The sequence below is a fragment of the Paraburkholderia sp. MM5496-R1 genome (assembly GCF_050436205.1).
Lineage (GTDB): Bacteria > Pseudomonadota > Gammaproteobacteria > Burkholderiales > Burkholderiaceae > Paraburkholderia > Paraburkholderia tuberum.
Map to the genome: position 1 here is coordinate 582,194 of NZ_JBNDLT010000001.1, position 18,713 is coordinate 600,906.

15 protein-coding genes and 5 pseudogenes are annotated in these 18,713 nt (G+C 61.2%); 8 read left to right on the top strand and 12 right to left on the bottom strand.

Annotated elements, in window-relative coordinates:
- The first annotated feature begins 422 nt into the window (after positions 1-422).
- The 3 genes from OKW38_RS02990 to OKW38_RS03000 all read left to right on the top strand — a co-directional run bounded on the left by OKW38_RS02990 (position 423) and on the right by OKW38_RS03000 (position 3,018).
- On the top strand, positions 423-695 hold the full coding sequence (locus tag OKW38_RS02990; protein ID WP_429359912.1) for a hypothetical protein: 273 nt from the start codon (positions 423-425) through the stop codon (positions 693-695).
- 209 nt (positions 696-904) lie between these two features.
- On the top strand, positions 905-2,035 hold the full coding sequence (locus OKW38_RS02995; protein WP_090803864.1) for an IS110 family transposase: 1,131 nt from the start codon (positions 905-907) through the stop codon (positions 2,033-2,035).
- A gap of 479 nt (positions 2,036-2,514) precedes the next feature.
- Positions 2,515-3,018, top strand: a complete 504-nt coding sequence (locus OKW38_RS03000; RefSeq protein WP_429359914.1) for a transposase — start codon at positions 2,515-2,517, stop codon at positions 3,016-3,018.
- 290 nt (positions 3,019-3,308) lie between these two features.
- On the opposite strand, the gene OKW38_RS03005 is transcribed toward OKW38_RS03000, so the two are convergent.
- Both OKW38_RS03005 and OKW38_RS03010 read right to left on the bottom strand, forming a co-directional pair.
- Positions 3,309-3,941, bottom strand: coding sequence for a malonic semialdehyde reductase (locus OKW38_RS03005; protein ID WP_429359916.1), 633 nt, complete (start codon positions 3,939-3,941; stop codon positions 3,309-3,311).
- 567 nt (positions 3,942-4,508) lie between these two features.
- Complete coding sequence (locus OKW38_RS03010) at positions 4,509-5,297, bottom strand: hypothetical protein (RefSeq protein ID WP_429332862.1); 789 nt, start codon at positions 5,295-5,297, stop codon at positions 4,509-4,511.
- 224 nt (positions 5,298-5,521) lie between these two features.
- Here OKW38_RS03010 and OKW38_RS03015 point away from each other — a divergent pair, with 224 nt between their 5' ends.
- Positions 5,522-6,583 carry an IS110 family transposase gene (locus OKW38_RS03015; protein WP_429359779.1) on the top strand — a complete coding sequence of 354 codons (1,062 nt, stop codon included), beginning with the start codon at positions 5,522-5,524 and terminating at the stop codon, positions 6,581-6,583.
- Positions 6,584-7,277: 694 nt separating this feature from the next.
- Here OKW38_RS03015 and OKW38_RS03020 read toward each other — a convergent pair.
- Positions 7,278-7,604 (bottom strand): HdeA/HdeB family chaperone, encoded by a 327-nt coding sequence (locus OKW38_RS03020; protein ID WP_429332812.1) that lies wholly within the window; start codon positions 7,602-7,604, stop codon positions 7,278-7,280.
- A gap of 192 nt (positions 7,605-7,796) precedes the next feature.
- Between OKW38_RS03020 and OKW38_RS03025 the strand changes: the two are divergent.
- Positions 7,797-8,216, top strand: a pseudogene (locus OKW38_RS03025) (hypothetical protein); the annotation flags it as partial.
- A gap of 249 nt (positions 8,217-8,465) precedes the next feature.
- Here the strand turns inward: OKW38_RS03025 and OKW38_RS03030 are convergent.
- Positions 8,466-9,050, bottom strand: a pseudogene (locus tag OKW38_RS03030) (helix-turn-helix domain-containing protein); the annotation flags it as partial.
- 155 nt (positions 9,051-9,205) lie between these two features.
- Here OKW38_RS03030 and OKW38_RS03035 point away from each other — a divergent pair.
- Positions 9,206-10,394: pseudogene (locus tag OKW38_RS03035) on the top strand (IS3 family transposase).
- A gap of 90 nt (positions 10,395-10,484) precedes the next feature.
- Here the strand turns inward: OKW38_RS03035 and OKW38_RS03040 are convergent.
- From OKW38_RS03040 to OKW38_RS03060, 5 genes and pseudogenes are all read right to left on the bottom strand, one after another.
- Positions 10,485-10,775 (bottom strand): annotated as a pseudogene (locus OKW38_RS03040) (PA4780 family RIO1-like protein kinase); the annotation flags it as partial.
- 188 nt (positions 10,776-10,963) lie between these two features.
- Positions 10,964-11,176 (bottom strand): 30S ribosomal protein S21, encoded by a 213-nt coding sequence (rpsU, locus tag OKW38_RS03045; RefSeq protein WP_090812766.1) that lies wholly within the window; start codon positions 11,174-11,176, stop codon positions 10,964-10,966.
- A gap of 697 nt (positions 11,177-11,873) precedes the next feature.
- Positions 11,874-12,095: a DUF6723 family protein gene (locus OKW38_RS03050; protein WP_184040877.1), complete on the bottom strand. Its 222-nt coding sequence runs from the start codon at positions 12,093-12,095 to the stop codon at positions 11,874-11,876.
- Positions 12,096-12,144: 49 nt separating this feature from the next.
- Positions 12,145-12,429, bottom strand: a complete 285-nt coding sequence (locus OKW38_RS03055) for a hypothetical protein (protein WP_429332800.1) — start codon at positions 12,427-12,429, stop codon at positions 12,145-12,147.
- Between the two features lie 206 nt (positions 12,430-12,635).
- A pseudogene (locus tag OKW38_RS03060) lies at positions 12,636-12,740 on the bottom strand (IS6 family transposase); the annotation flags it as partial.
- Between the two features lie 32 nt (positions 12,741-12,772).
- Between OKW38_RS03060 and OKW38_RS03065 the strand changes: the two are divergent.
- Together OKW38_RS03065 and OKW38_RS03070 are read left to right on the top strand one after the other, a co-directional pair.
- The gene (locus OKW38_RS03065; RefSeq protein WP_429332799.1) at positions 12,773-13,012 is read left to right on the top strand and encodes a type II toxin-antitoxin system RelE/ParE family toxin; all 240 of its coding nucleotides are present in this window, start codon (positions 12,773-12,775) and stop codon (positions 13,010-13,012) included.
- 177 nt (positions 13,013-13,189) lie between these two features.
- Complete coding sequence (locus OKW38_RS03070; protein ID WP_429359918.1) at positions 13,190-14,140, top strand: oxidoreductase; 951 nt, start codon at positions 13,190-13,192, stop codon at positions 14,138-14,140.
- A 227-nt stretch (positions 14,141-14,367) separates the two neighbouring features.
- Here OKW38_RS03070 and hydA read toward each other — a convergent pair whose 3' ends face one another.
- From hydA to preA, 3 genes are read right to left on the bottom strand one after another with little or no spacing between them, the layout of a single operon-like run.
- The gene (hydA, locus tag OKW38_RS03075) at positions 14,368-15,825 is read right to left on the bottom strand and encodes a dihydropyrimidinase (protein ID WP_429359920.1); all 1,458 of its coding nucleotides are present in this window, start codon (positions 15,823-15,825) and stop codon (positions 14,368-14,370) included.
- Positions 15,826-15,867: 42 nt separating this feature from the next.
- Positions 15,868-17,370: an NCS1 family nucleobase:cation symporter-1 gene (locus OKW38_RS03080; protein ID WP_090811229.1), complete on the bottom strand. Its 1,503-nt coding sequence runs from the start codon at positions 17,368-17,370 to the stop codon at positions 15,868-15,870.
- A 53-nt stretch (positions 17,371-17,423) separates the two neighbouring features.
- Positions 17,424-18,704, bottom strand: coding sequence for an NAD-dependent dihydropyrimidine dehydrogenase subunit PreA (gene preA / locus OKW38_RS03085; RefSeq protein WP_429359922.1), 1,281 nt, complete (start codon positions 18,702-18,704; stop codon positions 17,424-17,426).
- Positions 18,705-18,713 lie beyond the last annotated feature (9 nt).

Sequence of the window (18,713 nt, forward strand, 5' to 3'; positions counted from 1 at the left end):
AGCGTGAGCGCCTGTTAGTGCACAGTCGAATGGTCCATTGATCGACCCTGTATAGATAGTCCGTTCCGCTTTCACTGATACTGGTAGCACTGGCAGCTTGCTGCCAGCGCAAGCGGAACATGCACCCGCGGGGCTACGAATATCTCGACCCAAACGCCTGGACGTTTGCGGCTTTAGCTCCAAGTCCGCAGGTGCGCTTGCGCTCGTCAACGAATACTCAGGGTTCGCCGTCGCACCGGCTCACTATATTGGCTTCGCAGAGCGCAAGCATGCATGTCCCTGCCAGACAATCTATCACTTGCAGAGGTTCACATGTCGCCTCTATCGGATCAGCAGTTTGCAGCGTATGTAGGCATCGACTGGGCGGATACGAAACACGATATCTGCCTGCAGGCTGCCGACGACACCAGTCGAGAGTTCAGTTGTGTTCCCATCAGGTCGCATGCATTGATGAGTGGGCAAATGGATTGCATCAGCGCTTTGACGGGATGATCGCAGTTGCCCTCGAGCTGGCAAGGGGACCAATAGTTTCCGCGCTTCAGAAGTATGATTTCCTGGTCCTCTTTCCGTTTAATCCATCGACGCTCGCAAAATACCGCGAGGCGTTCAAACCGAGTCGGGCCAAAGACGATCCCACCGATGCCAAACTGGCACTCGATCTGCTGCTTTGCATCCCGAGCGGTTCGCTCCGCTGAGGCCGCAAAGCGCGGGTATGCGTTGTCTGATGAGCCTGATCGATCAGCGCCGTGAAATGGTCGGCGACAAGACGCGATTCACTAGTCAGTATGACTCCGCGAGGTAGAGGCTGGCCCGCCGCGAGGACTCAAACGCGGGTTAGTATTTCTGCCAGAGCCGCACGGTGTGGACAGGGCCACACCCGGCGATATCCATCACGGAGGCCAGCGTGGAAAAAGATATCACACTGTACGTAGGGCTCGACGTTCACAAGGATTCGATCACGGTTGCCTATGCGCTGGGCACAGGCGAGGTCGAACTGCTCGGCAAGATTGGCACGACGAAGACGGATATTGATCGGCTGTGTACGCGCCTGCAATCGAAGGCGCGGCACATCCGCATCGTCTACGAGGCGGGCCCGTGCGGCTATGGACTTTATCGTCAGCTCGTGCAGAAGGGATTCGACTGCCTGGTGTGCGCGCCGTCGCTGATTCCGAAAAAGCCGGGCGATCGGGTCAAGACTGACCGGCGTGATGCGATCAAGCTGGTGCGGTCGCTGCGCGCCGGCGACCTGTCAGCGGTGTACGTGCCAAGCGTGGAAGACGAAGCATTCCGCGATCTGGCTCGCGCGTGGGTCAGCGCCAAGGACGATCTTAAGCGTGCGCGGCAACGGCTGAAGGCCTTTCTGCTCTTGCATGGCGTGCGCTATGCCGGCCGCGCCGACTGGGGACCTGCGCACCGGCGCTGGCTCAGCGCCTATGCTTTCGACAGCGTCTGGCAGCAACTGGCGTTCGAGGAGTATCGGCGCACGATCGAGGATCGCCTGGCGCAATGCGACCGGCTGGAGGCCGCGTTGCGCGAGGCTGTCGTCAACTGGCGATTCTATCCTGCCGTGCTGGGCCTGCAGACGATGCGCGGCGTGCAGTTCACCACGGCAGTGGGCATGCTCGCTGAGCTCGGGGATCTGTCACGCTTCGCCCACCCGCGCCAGCTGATGGCCTGGCTGGGGGTGACGCCATCCGAACACTCGTCGGGCGACAAGCGCCGTCAGGGCAGCATCACCAAGAACGGCAACAGCTATGCAAGAAAGTTGCTGGTGGAAGCGGCCTGGAGCTACCAGCATCCGGCCCGCGTGAGCCCCGAAATCCAGCGCCGCCACGAAGGCATCCCCAAGCCCATCGTTGACCGCGCCTGGGACGCGCAGATGCGCCTGTGCCGGCGCTACCGGAAGCTCCTCGCGCGCGGCAAGCAGAAGAATATTGCGGTGGTCGCGGTCGCTCGCGAACTCGCCGGTTTCATCTGGGACATCAGCCAGCTCGCCATGTCGCTCTCCGTACGGCCCGAGGTGCGCATGGCGTGACCGAACCCTTGAGCAACAAGTAAATCAACCTCACCACCCGAGCAAGAGTTTCCTGAAAGCGGCGTAGCCCGGCACCCGAGCAACCCGCGAGACGGTTAGGCAACGGATTTGATTCGACTTGCGGCACTAGATAGCGGCAGGCTCGCTGGGCGGACTTCTGTAATGCGGTAACCAACCCGCGGATATCAGCATGATCCACCGTCGAGATTTACTGCTACGTCGCCCTCAGGAAATTCAGATGGCAGCTCAAAACCCAAAACCGATCCCCTCTTGACAAGCGGAGTCATATCAACCGTTTATGCAATACGCTCAAACAGTATTACCCGCAGGCGCCGGAGTGGTTCGCGCACATCGACACGGTACTGTTCTGCGACTTCATCGCGCGTTGGCCGACGCTTTCGGCCGTCAAACGCGCCCACCGCAGTACCCTTGAGGCGTTCTTCCATGCGCACAACTGCCGCCGCCCCAGGCTGATCGAAATGCGTCTGGAGTCCATTCGCTCGGCCACCCCTCTGACTGAAGATCCCGGCATCCTCTCACCCTGCCGGCTGCACGCGTTGGCGCTGGTGGCACAACTGCGAGCGGCTCTCGCTGGGATCGATGTGTTCGACAGCGAGATTGCGACGGTCGCGCGAACGCTACCTGCCTTCGCCCTGTTTGAATGCCTGCCGGGAGCGGCCCCACATCTGACACCGCGGCTGCTTGCCGCATTCGGCGAGCAGCGTGAGCGCTTCAGGCACGCTGCTGAACTGCAGAAGTATTCCGGCATTGCGCCGGTCACTGAGCGCAGTGGCAAGAAATGCTGGGTGCACTGGCGCTGGCAATGTCCGACGTTCCTGCGCCAGACCTTCGTGGAATGGGCCGGCCAGACAATTAACAAGTCATTCTGGGCGGGCGCTTACTACCTGCAACAGCGATCGAAGGGCAGTTCGTATCAGGCCGCCGTCGGGGCATTGGCGTTCAAGTGGATACGGATCCTCTAGCGCTGCTGGCAAACACGGACACTGTACGACGAGAGCGTCTATCTGAATGCATTGAGGAAGCGGGGCTCGCCTCTCCTCGGAAGCCTCGCACTGCCCCCTCGAAATACTTGACGGACGGACTCAGGGCGTGAAGTCGTCATTCAAAGCCCACCTCTGGTGGCCGCAATGCGGTATTTCGCCGTCAGGCAGTGACCGGCCCGCTTCGAACGTTCGCACGCGCTTTCAGGCAGACATTCGAACGTCGGCTTCTCCGCTTTAGTCAACGGACGGCGAAACCGGGTTCCTGCTGGTCAGAGCAATTTGCAGGCCACGTCAAAATCTAGGCGTGGGCTGCGCGGGAACAGCCCTGCCGGATCACCATAGCCCAGATTGCAGAGGAAATTCGACTTGATGTGGCTGTCGGGAAAGTACTCCTGCTGGAAGGTGCCCTCCTGTGCGCTCGCAGGAAAAAATTCATGGTCAACCTTTGCATGATCGAACCCGGACATCGGACCACAATCCAGTCCGAGCGAGCGGGCAGCCAGGACGAAATAGGCCCCTTGTAGCGAGCTATTGCGCCGTGCCGTGACCTCTGCCAGTTCCGGTGTGTCGGCGAACCAGGCTCGCGCATCTGCGTGCGGGAAGAGTTTGGGCAGCTTGTCATAGAACTTGCCGTCATAAGCGATGATGGCTGTCACCGGTGCGCTCATCGTCTTGTCGATATTGCCTGGTGCCAATGCCGGCAGAAGTCGTTGCTTCGCATCCTGAGTGCGCAGGAACAGAATACGTGCTGGGCTGCAGTTTGCGCTCGTTGGGCACCACTTCATCAGCTCGTAGAGTTCGCGCAATGTGTCATCACTGACCGGCTTAGGCAGCCAGCTATTGTGGGTTCGAGCCTGACGGAACAGCAGATCCATCCCTTCTCCATTCAATCGTTTCTCCATTTGCCTCCCAGCGGAAACGGACGTTGCAAGTTGCCTTCCTGCATCAACAACCACGAATTGTTGGAGGGCCGTACGCCGTCCAAGCGTTTCGTGAACATCACGCAGCAGATCATCGATGATCTGAGCGCAGCCCCCGTTCGGGTGTTATAGACGTACCACGCGTCGTCCATGGAAAAATTTGCGCGGTCGGGTACCAGTGACGCTTCGGGGAGCACCCTGCTGGACTGTAAGGAAGTCGGCATTTCCGATGCAGATCAGTCTGACTCCGATCACTTTCGAACGAGAGAAGGTGTAGCGACGCGTTGCCCGCCTCAATTAACCGTTGCAAAGGGTCGCAGCTTACGCGCGACCATCACGGCGCCGCGATCCAGCTCCGTGCAAGCAGAGTATGTCAGATGTCCCTGCGCTGTCTCACGCTAATGTTCAATGCCGCTATTCCAGGTAGCGGCGTCTCCCGCGCACAATCCGGCTTGGTGACACTCAGCAGCTGCGGCTTCCTCTGTCTGATTCGAAACCGGCGCCCCGAGAGAGGTTGTGTCGAAAAACAATCCAGGGTTTTTTACTTCTTTACTTCGACAGATGCAGCTTCTTCGATAGCACGATACCCCGCTGCGGGCTCACCAGCCAGATGGCGTGAATGTTGGTGTACAGCGTCGAGGTTCTTGTTGTGATGTCTGTGGGCTCGTCGTCGCTGGGATCGCTATGTTCGCGTCGGTCGGTCAGGTAAGGCGGCGCCATGCTACACATCAGCACAATCGCGAAGTCTCCATTCGCTTCGTAGAACGCCGACTGCGAGAGTGTCACGCGTCCGTGAACCCTGGTTTTGCTCCGTTCGCCGGACTTGAGCTCAATCAGATCGATATGTTGGATGTACCCCTTGGCCTTCGCCTCCGGCGCCACCACAAGCCCTCGACCGCGTGGTCCGGTTATGGTCTTCTTGAGCAGGATCACTCCCGGATTGTCGTCATCGGATAGATCTACGTTTACCGTCAACAGGTGCGTCTTTGACTGATATCGTATTCCGTAGGGCGCCGGTACGACGAAAGCCAGCTCGCGGTCGAGACTGGCTTTCGGCAAGTCGAGATCGCTTGGCGCCTTAAGGACAGGGACGTGGATCAGGTTCCTGATGCGATCGCTCAACGAAGGAGAGTTGGCATTGAAGCTCTGGTCCGCCAAGGCGTCCCTGATGGCAACCGGGTCGTCGCCAACGAAAGGCCGAGTCGACAGGACATCTGCAGAGGCAGAAGTTTCAGGCTCAGTCGCACGGGTAACAGTGGCTGAGTCTGCCGACGTCCCGGCGTGCGCCAGCAGCGACATGCAAATCAGGGCGCAAGCGGCGTTCGAACGGACCAACATGGTTTTAAGATCAGCCACGACAAACCCCTCTAGGATCAAGGCAGTCTATCGCAAAGCCTTGCACGGTCAACTCGAGCGCGCGACAGCGGCCGTAGGCACCGGCTTGGTCCGTTCTTCGTCAGCTCAGCAATCCCAACGAATTAGTAAGGACTTTCCCGATCTCGTGGCATAGCGATATGCCAGGATGGTTGGTGCTAGACAACTCATCTGGGAAGGGGAAAGTCATGGACAAGATTACTCGTATCGGCGTGGATCTGGCCAAGAACATCATCCAGGTACACGGCGTGGACAGCATGGAACGCGTGGTGGTCAGGAAAGCCATTTCACGGCAGAAGTTTCTCGAATGGTTTGCCAACCTCGAGCCGTGCCTGGTCGCAATGGAAGCGTGCAGCGCAGCCCACTACTGGGGGCGCAAGCTGCGCGCGCTCGGCCACGAGGTTCGGCTGATCGCGCCGCAGCTCGCCGCGCCCTACCGCAAGGGCGGCAAACACGTGAAAAACGACAGGCTCGATGCCGAGGCCATCTGCGAGGCCGCGGGCCGACCGCACATGCGCTTCGTGGCCGTCAAAACGGCAGAGCAGCAAAACGTGCTGCTGCTGCACCGGATGCGGGACGGTTTCGTTGAGGAGCGTACCGCGCTCGTCAACCGGCTGCGCGGTGAGCTGGTCGAGTTCGGCGTGTTCCTGCCGCAAGGCATCAATGCATTTCGTGCCCACTTCGTCGAGGCACTGGAGGACGGGGCCACCGAACTGAACGGTGTCGCGCGCACTGCGCTGCTGCGAGGCTGGGAGCACCTGCAGGGCCTCGACCAGCAAATCGCCTGGTGCGACGCGCAAGTCGCCACGCACGTGAAGCACGACAGCAACGCGCAGCGCGTGATGGCGGTCATCGGCATCGGGCCGCTCACCGCGTCGGCCACGGTGGCTACCGTCGGCGACGCTCGCCTGTTCAAAAACGGCCGCCAATTTGCCGCCTGGATCGGCACGGTGCCCAAACAGAAGAGCAGCGGCGGCAAGACCCACCTGGGCCGCATCACCAAACAGGGCAACACGTATCTGCGCACGCTGCTGTTCCAAGGCGCGCGCTCGGCAGTAACGAGCGCCCATCGACGAACCGACCGGCTCTCGCGCTGGATCGTTCAGCTCCAGGCACGCGTGGGTTGGTATCGAACGCTGGTGGCTGTCGCCAACAAGCACGCGCGCATCCTCTGGGCAATTCTGGCCAAGGGCGAGCGCTTCGATCCCTCGTATGTCTCCACTCCCTCAACACCGGGCCAGCCACGGTAGGACAACAGCATGAACAGGTAAATTCGCAGCGTCACCTAAAAGCGTGACTTCGTAATCCAGGACGCAAAGGCAAGGATAGCGACAGGTCAGACCGGCAGCGGGCGAACTCGAAAAGCTGTGAGGCGCTACACGAAATGTATTCGCCGTCCAACGGATGGAGTCCTGCTGCGCGGTTACTATCCGGGCCCGGGCACCCGCAATGATAGTGCTCAACAAGGCCGTTTATAGGTGTGCAGTCTGTCTCGCCGCTGAATGCCGAATGTGTACCCCGATGACATGGCAATCGAATGGATGGACGAGGATGGATGGATAAATCAACCCCAGCTTGCAAAAAAAGGGAAGTCCTTATAGGCAGCTATAAAGGCCGAGAACTTCCCGGCCAAGACGGCTGCTCGAATGGCTCTTCCACTTTGGAAGCTGCCGTAGCGATCGCGTCGGGTCGAAGGGCAGATGTGGGTCGGCTGCTGTCGATCGCTGCATCGCGCTACCTTGGCGTGCATATGCCGCTTGCATGAGGCACTGAACGGCCAGGAAGCGCCGGTCGCCTGTATCGCCAGGCAGACTCTCGAGTGAGCATTTTGCACCAGCAAGCGGCCGTTCGCGCGCCGATCTCATCCACGCAACCGCGGGCATCCGCAGTCCGCGCGGCCGCCTCGTCCTCTCACGTGCACTGACATGGACCCGACCGGCCCACTCAGTGATGGTCGAAAAGAGCGAGTTGACCGCTCTTGTACATCTGCCGGACCTTCGTACGAAACGACGCCTTCGGCGACTTCTGGCACTCGGCAACAAGCGCGCCGATTGGTGTCGCAGTGTCCTTCACCATCGTGTCAGTTTCCGTTACGCCGAGCTTGTCGACTCCCGCCACGTAGTAGACGACAGCGGGTCGGTAAGCTTCATCCACCGCCACGAAGTCCTCGCATTTCATTTTCAGCGGATTCATTTTTGTCGGGGCTTGCGCCCATGCCGGCATCACGATAGCGGCTCCCAAAAGACAGGTGGCAGTCACAAAGCGCTTCATGTAACACTCCCAGACTCATGCGGGGGACGGCAAAAAAGGCCGCCCGCTATCGATGACCCTCGGAAAGAACAAGGGAACTGACCGATTCGGCGATTCCGCAAGGTCTGCGTGCTGCGTGCGGAATTTCCCTCAAGCACTATCGACGCTGTCGGGAGTAAAGACAATTGGACTTTGGTCGTATATCGCGCCAACTTGACTCAGAACCTAGGCGGCGTCGGTTCGGCGTGGCGTCCCCCGGAATTGCCCGCCATGCGCCAGTCGCGGGGGGCAAGGACGGCAACGAGAGCCATCTCGCAGCTTGTCGATCCCAACCGAGCGGTGCGCCAGGCGCACACGGATTTCGATCGCGCGCCGACCGTCGCTCATCGGATGCGGTTGGGTGCGGCGCTGCTCGACGCAGGAAATGCCGCCGAAGCTCTGGAGCATTACCGAGCGGCAGCCAGTGGGCCGTTCTCATCCGATCCGGCCTTACTCGAACGGCTGGCGCGTGCGCAGTTTGCCAACGGCGATGCTTCGGCCGCCCAGGACGCGCTAGAAAAACTATTCGCCGTCCATCCCCTCGCCCGCCAGCAACCCGAGCCCACTTTGCTGTATGCACGGGCCTTGGATGCCGCCGATGTACGTTTCCTGCCGAAGATAGGCTGCCGGCGTTATGCCGGCTGGCACAGGTCCTGCGGAGTGAGCCTTTGGCGCACGCGTGCGACGGCTGGACCAGCCAGCTGTCGGAGGCTAGTCGATGCCCTCCCGGCTTTCGCAAGCTTAGCACCGGGAAACCAGTTCCCGAAGGCCGGAGCAACTCAGATGCCCGTGGATGCTCGTAGGCCGCCTTCAGTCGCACAGCGCCGCCGTTTGCACGCGAACCGAACTCTCCGTTCGTCCAAAGGTCGATTCGCTCGCCGTGAAATGCAGGCGCATCAGCCGGCTCGTCGCGTCGTCGACGTACACCAGCAGCGTCCACTGCGGCGCCCGTTCCTCGAACCAGCGATGGTCGCTGGCGTCGATCTGGATCAGCTTGCCCAGGCACGCGCGCCGCGCGCGCGGCTGGCAGACCTTCGGCAGGCGTTGCCGACGCGGTATCCACAGGCCGGTGTCCGTCATCAGCCGTCTGACCGTTTCCCTGGCCAGGCGAATGCCGTGGCACTCCCGCAGCTTCTCGCAGGCCAGCGTCGGCCCAAAATCCGGGTAGCGCTCGCGAATGATCGCCAGAGCCCGCTGGGCCAGATTCTCGTCCAGACGCCGGTTACCCTGGCGGCCACGCTTGCGCGAGGCCAGTCCAGCCGTGCCCGATTCCTGGTATCGGATCACCAGACGCTCGATCTGCCGCACAGTCAGACCCAGCCGTTCAGCCGCGCGTCCGGGCTTCAGCCCCATGTCCACAACAGCCTGGATCACGTTCAACCGGTCGAGTTCGCGCACGTTCAATGTCATCAGTGTGGCTGGATGCATCGCCGGCTCCGTAGTCCCACGAGGAACCGGCCAGCATACCGAGGTCCAAACACGACATTTCTAAATGGCCAGAACACGACATCTCTATAAAGTGAGCTTGCCCCCGAAAAACGAATCCCTTGCTGAGCAGGTAAACTCACGCAAGGAGAAGAACGATGACAGGCAAGGCAAAGCGGGCACAGTACACGCTCGAATTCAAGCTGGAAGCGGTGCGACTGGTCAAGGCCGGGCAAAGCATGGCAGCAGTGGCGGCGACACTGGGTGTGGTTGAACAGACGCTGTACAACTGGGTGAAGGCTGAGCGGGAAGGCAAGCTGGCGGGAGCTGGGACAAGGCCAGTAAGCCCGGAACAGATGGAGCTGGCCCGGCTGCGTGCGGAGGTAGCTCGCCTGAAGATGGAGCGAGATATTTTAAAAAAAGCCGCTGCGTACTTCGCCAGGGAATCGATGTGAAGTACGCATTCATTGAGCGCAATCGACGCCACTGGCCGGTCTCGGTGCTGTGCGAAGTGCTGGAGGTCAGCCCCAGCGGATATCATCAGCGCCGGCAACGCGCCGCGCAGGGCAGGCCGCACCGAAGCCGCGTGAGCGACGATGCACTGCTCGCAAACATCAAGGCGATTCACGCGCAGGTCAAGGGCGAGTACGGCTGGCCGCGCATGTGGAAGGAACTGCTCGCGCGTGGCGTGCGCGTGGGCAAGGAGCGGGTTCGCAAGCTGATGGCGCAGCATGGCATTCGCGCTCGCCACAAGCGCAAGTACATCGCAACGACGAACTCGAACCACGATTTGCCGGTGGCGCCGAATCTGCTGGAGCGCAATTTCACCGCCACTGCACCGAACCAGGTCTGGACGAGCGATATCACCTATCTGGCGACAGCCGAGGGGTGGGTGTACCTCGCGGTCATCATCGACCTGTTCAGCCGGCAGGTGGTGGGCTGGTCGATGCAGCCGCACATGAAGGCTGAGCTGGTCACGGACGCACTGCGTATGGCGTGGTTCCGGCGCCACCCGGAAGCCGGCGTAATCGTGCACAGCGACCGGTTGAATCCGCCCAGTATTGCAGCGGCCTGTTCCAGGACACGTTGAAGGCCTATGGCATGAGTTCGTCGATGAGCCGACGCGGCGATTGCTGGGATAACGCGCCGACCGAAAGTCTGTGGGGTTCGCTGAAGGCAGCACGCATGCATGGCCGGCACTTCGCCACGCGGCGTGCCGCAATGGATGAGGTGATTGACTGGCTGGGCTTTTACAATGCACGCCGGTTACACTCGACACTCGACTACGTCAGTCCCATGACATTCGAGAAAAACTGGTTCGCAGCCCAGCAAGGCGAGGCTGCGTAATTTCCTCGGTTAAGGGATTCGCCAAACAGGGGCAAGGTCATCCTCGAAGACCTTCACATTCGGACGATCTTCGGGGGACATTGAGCATGGTTACCGGCCTGCGCTCAGTTCCTGCTGTCGCCGCACTCGCGCGTCCTCCTCAAAACGTGTCTCTTCGAGTTCCTGCGGCACGCCATCGAGGTCCACACGTCGCGTGTCGACCTCGATGCGGCCGGTCAGTTCGGCATCGACATGCAGCCGGCCTGCTTCGAAGAGCGTCCAGATCTCCGTGCCATAATTTGCGGTGAGTATTTGCGGGGCAAATCGCCCGAAGTACGCGGCCAGGTTGTCGACGTCACGCTTGAGCATCGAGGCGGCTTCATTGTTGCCGGCTGCGTCGACGAGCCCGGCGGACAGCACCCGATCCGAAGCTGTCTATCGATCGCAGAAGATCAAGTGGCCGGTATGCGAAGGCGGATTCAACCGGCCACTGGGTGCAGATCAGAGCCGGTTCCCCATGCGGAGGTTACGCGGGACGCCTGCCTGGGCACTAGACGGCCGCTTCAGCATAGCTGCCCGGCAGTTCCCGGTCAGTACCGCTTTTTCGGCGGCAACGACCGTTTGATCTGCTTGCGCAGGCGTGCCGCTGCAGCAGCTTTTTTGCGCTTGCGTTCTGCGGTAGGTTTTTCGTAGGCTGTCCGGGCACGAAGCTCCGGAATCAAGCCGGTGCGCTCGATCGCGCGACGGAAACGGCGTATTGCAACTTCCACGGGCTCGTCGGGTTTCAGAATTACGGTAGTCAATTTTTTCCTTGGTTGAGCGCTCGCCGGGTAACTGCTGCCGCGGCAGGCGCACTATGAAGACATCTCTTGTTCGTCCGATCTCACCTCGATCGTGCCACCGTGTGCCGCGGCTATTTAGCAGCGCTCGTGGCACTGCAAGATCACCGACGCTTCGAAGCCTCCTTCTTCAGCTTCTTCGCGTCCTTCTTTTCCTTCGGCGTCCTCGTGGCGACTTTCTTTTCCGTCTTCTTGGCGTCATGGGCTTTGCTCACGATGACCTCCTTTTATGTCGAATTTGACAGTGTACGACGCAACGCCCCTTTCGGCAGGCATGGGTTGACTCGAAAATACGCCGAGGCGCTCGCAATTAGGTCGCGTGCCTGCCGCACGGTTGCCCGGCCGGTCGACATAAAGCGGGACTGAAATCAACGTGGAAGCACCGAGGTTCGCCGGATCGACGCGCGGTTCGATTTCGATGCGGTTAGGGTAATGGCCGCTCGGCTCGTCAATGAGGACGTGCTGGCTCGTCACGAAGAATAGTCGCCTGTCTCGGGAAGAAAAAACCGCTCGGGCTCGTCACCATCGTATCCTGCGGAACGTATGCAATCGTATAGCCGTTAGCAGCATTGAGAATCCATGAAATTTTCCTGCCCGTTTGGCCTTATCTCGATGCAACCCGAAAAGCGTAATCGGCGGCTCTCGACGGTGGTCCCTCAGATCACTCTGGAACCGCAATATCGCCCTTCACGAGTTGCCAGCCGTACACCTCGGCAAAATTCTTCGCGCTCTGTGGATCGTCGAATAGAGGCATGTCCGGGCAACCGCAAAACGGATAGATAACCCGCTTGTCGTAAAGGCGGGTCACCTTCAAGGTCGGAACGGCGCCATTTATCGTCCGGCGGGACGAGGCGACGACCTCATAGTTCTTCTCGCCTAGCATAGATGCTGCATTCACGTTTCCTCGCGCATTGGACCGTATCGCCGTTCGCTCATAGATCACGCATAGACTGCCCGTCAACCTCGCCATCAATCAGGCGCTCCGCATAGTCGTTGGATGCCATGCGCGCCTCGCCCGCATCGCCAAACGGCGCACGATGTGGGATCCGAAATACGCGGCTGGCCGTCAGTGTGTCGTGGGTGCCTCGGCGGCATATCCTGACGGCAGCGTCAAAGCCGGCATCATAGTCGAATGACCCAACGGCCTCCCGGGGAATGTGGGAATAGACGAGGGGATAGATCTCCAACCCTCTGTAAGTTCTGACGTACTCGCTCATGATGTAGTCCAAAGGTGTGAGCCATGACGAGAAGTAGCCGGGGACCGCCCGGCGTGTGGCAAATGGGCGATTGCCGCAAACGAAATGGCGACGCAGCGCGCCGCGGAGTTCGGGATGGAGCAACTATCGCAGCGGCGCAGCTAGCGGAATCGGCGTCCGGAGAGGGAATATCGCTTCCTCTTGAACGAGGAGAGAGCTGACCAGCAGTAGACCCACACCGCGTAGCTGATGATGTCCGGCGGAAATCGATAGCCCTTGAACGAAATCGGCGCCTCGGCCGACAGCAAAACGGAAACGGAAGCTTTCTTCATGCCCCATTATATTCGTCGACCCCGGCGCCAACTTGACAATACCATCGACGCAACTGCAGGAAACGATCACGCACATTCGTCAGTTCCCCGCTAGCGGTCATGCGCCTGCCGAGCTTGAGGGCTTCTTCGAGGACGGTTTCCGGCAAGGACTTTCCGGCAAGAACTGGATCATTTATCAGGTCCGCGACGAGACCGTTTTCGTTCATCTCGTGGTCGACGCTCGACGCGACCTGCCCTCCCTCCTTCAGAGAATCGTGCTTCGGCTGATGTAACGGGTCAGGACGCCCGCCTTGCGTTTCACACGCATTACATGCGCGCGCTGCGCGCCCGACTCAGGAAGCCGCCGGACCCGTGCGAAACCCGAGAATGTCCAGCACATGCGGCGCGCGTGCAAGGGGTATGCTAATCAGCATTCTCTCCGGCTAACGGCCTTCCCTCGACAATCGCCAATGAACCAGAACAAACAATGGAGCATCGACGACATCACGCCTCAGCACGGCAGACGCGCCATCATCACGGGGGCCAACAGCGGCATCGGCTATCACGTCGCTGCAATACTGGCTCGCACAGGCGCGGAAGTCGTACTCGCCTGCCGTGACGAACAGCGCGGCGCCGATGCCCTGTCCCGTCTGCAGAGGGAACTGCCCGCCGCCCGATTGCGGCTTCAACGACTGGATCTCGCAAGCCTTGCTTCGGTGCGCGCCTTTTGCGATCGCGAACTCGCGCAATGCCGGCCGCTCGACATCCTCATCAATAATGCGGGCGTCATGGCGCCCCGCCGACGCCTCGAAACGGTCGACGGCTTCGAATTGCAGTTCGGCACCAATGTACTCGGGCATTTCGCCCTGACGCGCCTGCTGTTGCCTGCGCTCGAGATGGCGGCAGGAGCGTCTGCCGAGCGGCCGCGCGTGGTCACGGTTGCCTCTATCGCACACAAGACCGGGCGGCTCGACTTCGACGACCTTCAGGCAACCCGTCGTTACCGTCCGATGACCGCCTATCGACAGTCGAAGCTCGCCAACCTCATGTTCGCGTTCGAACTCGATCGCCGGTTGCGCGCCGCACGATCGCGCGTGATGTCCGTTGCCGCGCATCCCGGCGTCGCCAATACGAATCTGTTCCGTGCCGACCATTTTGCCGCAAGCCCGATCGTCCGCTCTGCGCTAGGCGGACTGATCGATATCTTGTTCAACAGTGACCAGACCGGCGCGCTTTCCACGCTCTATGCCGCAACCGCGGCCGATGTCGTCGACGGCGGCTACTATGGTCCGCTCGGATTGTTCGAAACACGTGGTCGAGTCGTGGGACCAGCGAACGTCGCCAGTCAGGCAAGAAACGGAACCGATGCAAGACGCCTCTGGCAGGCCTGTGAATCGCTGACTCGAACAGCGACCGGATAGCGCATGGATCGCGGAACGCGGGAAACACTAACCGCGAGATACGGATTACTCATTCAACCATGACCGCACCCCGGCTCGCGCTGTTCTTGTATCTGATCGCTCGATGGCGAACTCCGACGCAGATAAAAAGCGCCGACCGGTTTGCACTCGAACTACCGGGGCGCAACGCGAATCCTGTCGCGTCGAGCCCCCGATATCCCCTGCAATGCCTCCACGCGTTGCCGTGTTTATTGTGGTGCGTCACCTTCCCGATGCACCGGCTGCGTCTGCTTCAGGCTCTTCGCGAGGCGCGAGGCCTGCAGATAGCCGGGATTCGCGGGCCGCTTCAGATAACGCCCGGCTCCGCGCCGCGCGCGCAGGTCGCCGTCCGCCCACACGAGTTCGCCTTGTGAGACGGTGTGTGTCGGCACGCCGCGAACCGTCATCCCTTCGAACACGTTGAAGTCCACGTTCTGATGATGCGTCTTGACCGATATCGCGCGCGTGGCCTCGGGATCCCAGACGACGAGATCGGCGTCGGCACCCACGGCCACCGTGCCCTTGCGCGGGTACAGGTTGAAGATTTGCGCCGCATTGGTGGAGGTGACGCGCACAAATTCGTTCGGCGTGAGCCGGCCGGTGTTCACACCTTGATCCCACAACACCGCCATGCGATCTTCCACGCCGCCGCAACCATTCGGAATTCTCGTGAAATCATGGCGGCCCATGGCTTTCTGCGAAGCGCAGAACACGCAGTGGTCGGTTGCGGTGGTGTGCAGCAGGCCGCCCTGAAGCCCGCGCCAGAGCGCGTCGCGATGCTCCTGGGTACGGAACGGCGGACTCATCACGTGGGCGGCGGCGCGCGTCCAGTCCGGGTCGCGATAGACCGACTCATCGATCACGAGATGCCCCGCGAGCACTTCGCCGAATACGCGCTGCCCTTCGCCGCGTGCGCGCGCGATCGCCTCGAGCGCGTCTTTCGCCGAGACATGCACGATGTACACCGGCACGCCGAGCACCTGCGCGATGCGGATAGCGCGATTCGCTGCCTCGCCTTCGACTTCGGGTGGCCGTGAAAGCGGATGCGCCTCGGGCCCCGTGAAACCGCGCGCAAGCAACTGGCGTTGCAACTGGAATACGAGCTCGCCGTTTTCCGCATGCACGGTAGGCAGCGCGCCCAGTTCGAGTGAGCGCGCAAAGCTGTTCACGAGAATCTCGTCGTCGGCCATGATGGCGTTCTTGTAGGCCATGAAGTGCTTGAAGCTCGATACGCCATGCTCGTTCACGAGGAGCCCCATGTCCCGATACACGCTTTCATCCCACCACGTCACCGCCACGTGAAAGCCATAGTCGGAAGCGGCTTTCTCTGCCCAGCCGCGCCACTCGCGAAAGGCGTCCATCAGCGGTTGCTTCGGGTTAGGGATGACGAAGTCGATGATCGATGTCGTGCCGCCCGCAAGCCCCGCCGCCGTGCCCGTGTAGAAGTCGTCGCTGGCGGTCGTGCCCATGAAGGGCAGCTCCATATGCGTGTGCGGATCGATGCCGCCAGGCATCACATATTGGCCGCCGGCGTCGACCACGGTCGCGCCCGCAGGCGCGTCGAGGTTCTCGCCAACGCTCTGGATCACGCCGTGTTCGCAGAGCACGTCCGCACGCCAGCTCTTGTCTGCATTGACGACGGTGCCGCCTCGAATCAGGATCGCCATGATGCCAAGTCTCCTTCAGTTGAACATTCACGCTTGAAACGCTCACGCGCTCGCAACACGTGGGCGCCGGCTCTTGCCGAGCTTCATCATCACGCCATAGACGAGCGCCGCAATGGCGAGCCCCACGAACCACGCATAGGTGTAAATGCTTTTGAACGCATCGGGCACGGCGGCAAACGCATTCGGGAACGCGACATTGAGAAAGCCCGGCAGGTTCGGCAGCACGCCTGCGATCAGCGCGATCACGGCAGCCGGATTCCAGCCGTTCGAGTAGGCGTATTCGCCGTTTTCCTCGAACAGCTGGGCCGTGTCGAGGCGTGTGCTGCGAACGAGAAAGTAGTCGACCATCAGGATACCGGCCACAGGCCCAAGCAGCGCCGAATAACCGACGAGCCACGTGAAGATGTAGCCCTGGGTGGTGGCAAGGATCTTCCACGGCATCATCACGATGGCGATACCCGCGGTGATGAGACCGCCCGTCTTGTACGAGATGCCCTTGGGCCAGAGGCTCGAGAAGTCGTAAGCTGGCCCGACGAGATTCGCGGCGAGATTGCAGCACATCGTGTCCAGTGTGAGGATGATGAGCGCGATGCCCACACCGACGCCCTCCATGCGACTCGTGAGGTCGATCGGGTCCCAGATCGCCCTTCCGTAAATCACAACCGTTGCCGAGGTCACGACCACGGAGACCACCGAGAGCAACGCCATCGGAATGGGCAGGCCGATGGCCTGGCCCACGAACTGGTCTTTTTGCGTTTTTGCGAAACGCGTGAAGTCGGGAATGTTGAGCGCGAGCGTGGCCCAGAAGCCCACCATGGCCGTGAGGCTCGGCCAGAACGTCGCCCAGAAGAGGCCCGCCTTCTTGCCGCCGGCGGCGAACTGTGACGGTTGCGACAGCATCGAGCCCACGCCGCCTGCCTTCGAACATGCCCACCACACGAGCACTGCGCACATCACCACCTTGATGGGCGCGGACCAGCTTTCGAGCCAGCGGATCGAATCGGTGCCGTGCAGGATGAAGTACAGCTGGAACACCCAGAAGACGAGGAAACAGCTAGCCTGTCCGATCGAAATGCCGAGCCACGGCAGTGCGTCGCCCACCAGCGCGTTGTGCGTGAGGATGTTGACGAGCGTGTAGATGGCGCTGCCGCCAAGCCATGATTGAATGCCGTACCAGCCGCACGCCACGACGGCGCGCAGCATGGCTGGCAGCTTGGCGCCCTGGGTGCCGAACGACGCTCGCACGAGCACCGCATAAGGAATGCCGTACTTCGTACCCGCATGACCGATCAGCAGCATCGGCATGAGCACGATCAGATTGCCGAGCAGCACGGTTAGCACGGCCTGCCATGGCGCCATGCCCTGCTCGGTGAGGCCGGCGGCGAGCATGTAGGAGGCGATGTTCATCACCATGCCTACCCATAGTGCCGCGAAGTGATACCAGCGCCATGTGCGCTGCGCAACGCCGGTGGGCGCGAGATCATCGTTGTATAGCTCGCTTTCGGCGCGGCGTGCATTGGCGTCGACTGCAAAGGGCTGGCTCATGAGGTGGGCTCTCCGTGCTTGTCGTGGGTCCGGCTCGATCCGGCTTCGAAATGTCAGGCGGCTTTCGGGTCGGCGACACGCGCCGGGTTGTTCGGGTGCGTGGTCCAGTTCTCGTAGCGCTCGCCCGAATCGACACGCTCCATCGTGATGCATTGATCGACCGGGCAAACATGCATGCATAGATTGCACCCGACGCAGTTCGCATCGACCACCTCGAAGTGGCGCTTGCCGTCGCGCGTGGCGGTGATCGCCTGATGCGAGGTGTCTTCGCAGGCGATATGGCAGAGCCCGCACTCGATGCAGCGGTCCTGATCGATACGCGCCTTGATGTCGTAGCTGAGGTTCAGGTATTGCCAGTCGGTGACGTTCGGCACGGCGCGGCCGCGAATCGCGTCGAGGCTGGCGTACCCTTTGTCGTCCATCCAGTTGGAAAGGCCGTCGCTCATGTCGCTGACGATCCGGAAACCGTAGTGCATCGCCGCGGTGCATACCTGCACGCTGCCCGCTCCCAGCACGATGAATTCCGCGGCGTCGCGCCAGTCGGAAATGCCCCCGATGCCAGAGATGGGCAAGCCTTGCGTTTGCGGGTCGCGCGCAATCTCCGCGACCATGTGCAGTGCAACGGGCTTCGCGGCAGGACCGCAATAGCCGCCATGCGTGCCCTTGCCGTCCACGGTGGGCAGCGGCGCCATGACGTCGAGATCGACACCGACGATCGAGTTGATGGTATTGATGAGCGAGACGCCGTCCGCACCACCCTTCATCGCCGCGCGCGCGCCGTGACGAATGTCGGTGACGTTCGGTGTGAGCTTTACGAGGCAAGGCAGCCGCGTGCCTTCTTTCACCCAGCGGGTGACCATTTCGATGTACTCGGGCACCTGACCCACCGCCGCGCCCATCCCGCGCTCGCTCATGCCGTGCGGACAGCCGAAGTTCAGCTCCACAGCATCTGCGCCAGTGTCTTCCACCTGAGGCAGAATCCACTTCCAGTCGTGCTCGTTGCAAGGGACCATCAGCGAGACGATGAGCGCCCGGTCGGGCCAGTCCCGCTTCACCTGCGCGATTTCCTTTAGGTTCACGTCGAGCGGCCGGTCGGTGATGAGCTCGATGTTGTTCAGACCCGCCATGCGCTGGCCGCGCCAGGTGGTGGCGCCATAGCGCGAGCTTACATTCACCACGTGCGGGTCGAGCCCGAGCGTCTTCCAGACCACGCCGCCCCAACCCGCCTCGAAGGCGCGATTGACGTTGTAGGCCTTGTCGGTGGGCGGCGCGGAAGCGAGCCAGAACGGGTTGGGCGATTGAATGCCGGCAATCGTGCAGCGCAAGTCGGCCATGATGCGACT

Excerpts from the sequence above, each read along its gene's own strand:
- OKW38_RS03000 (WP_429359914.1), top strand. The coding sequence starts at position 2,515 with ATGCGTCTGGAGTCCATTCGCTCGGCCACCCCTCTGACTGAAGATCCC.
- OKW38_RS03005 (WP_429359916.1), bottom strand. The coding sequence starts at position 3,941 with ATGGAGAAACGATTGAATGGAGAAGGGATGGATCTGCTGTTCCGTCAG.
- OKW38_RS03010 (WP_429332862.1), bottom strand. The coding sequence starts at position 5,297 with ATGTTGGTCCGTTCGAACGCCGCTTGCGCCCTGATTTGCATGTCGCTG.
- OKW38_RS03015 (WP_429359779.1), top strand. The coding sequence starts at position 5,522 with ATGGACAAGATTACTCGTATCGGCGTGGATCTGGCCAAGAACATCATC.
- OKW38_RS03020 (WP_429332812.1), bottom strand. The coding sequence starts at position 7,604 with ATGAAGCGCTTTGTGACTGCCACCTGTCTTTTGGGAGCCGCTATCGTG.
- OKW38_RS03050 (WP_184040877.1), bottom strand. The coding sequence starts at position 12,095 with ATGCTAGGCGAGAAGAACTATGAGGTCGTCGCCTCGTCCCGCCGGACG.
- OKW38_RS03055 (WP_429332800.1), bottom strand. The coding sequence starts at position 12,429 with ATGAGCGAGTACGTCAGAACTTACAGAGGGTTGGAGATCTATCCCCTC.
- OKW38_RS03070 (WP_429359918.1), top strand. The coding sequence starts at position 13,190 with ATGAACCAGAACAAACAATGGAGCATCGACGACATCACGCCTCAGCAC.
- hydA (WP_429359920.1), bottom strand. The coding sequence starts at position 15,825 with ATGGCGATCCTGATTCGAGGCGGCACCGTCGTCAATGCAGACAAGAGC.
- OKW38_RS03080 (WP_090811229.1), bottom strand. The coding sequence starts at position 17,370 with ATGAGCCAGCCCTTTGCAGTCGACGCCAATGCACGCCGCGCCGAAAGC.
- preA (WP_429359922.1), bottom strand. The coding sequence starts at position 18,704 with ATGGCCGACTTGCGCTGCACGATTGCCGGCATTCAATCGCCCAACCCG.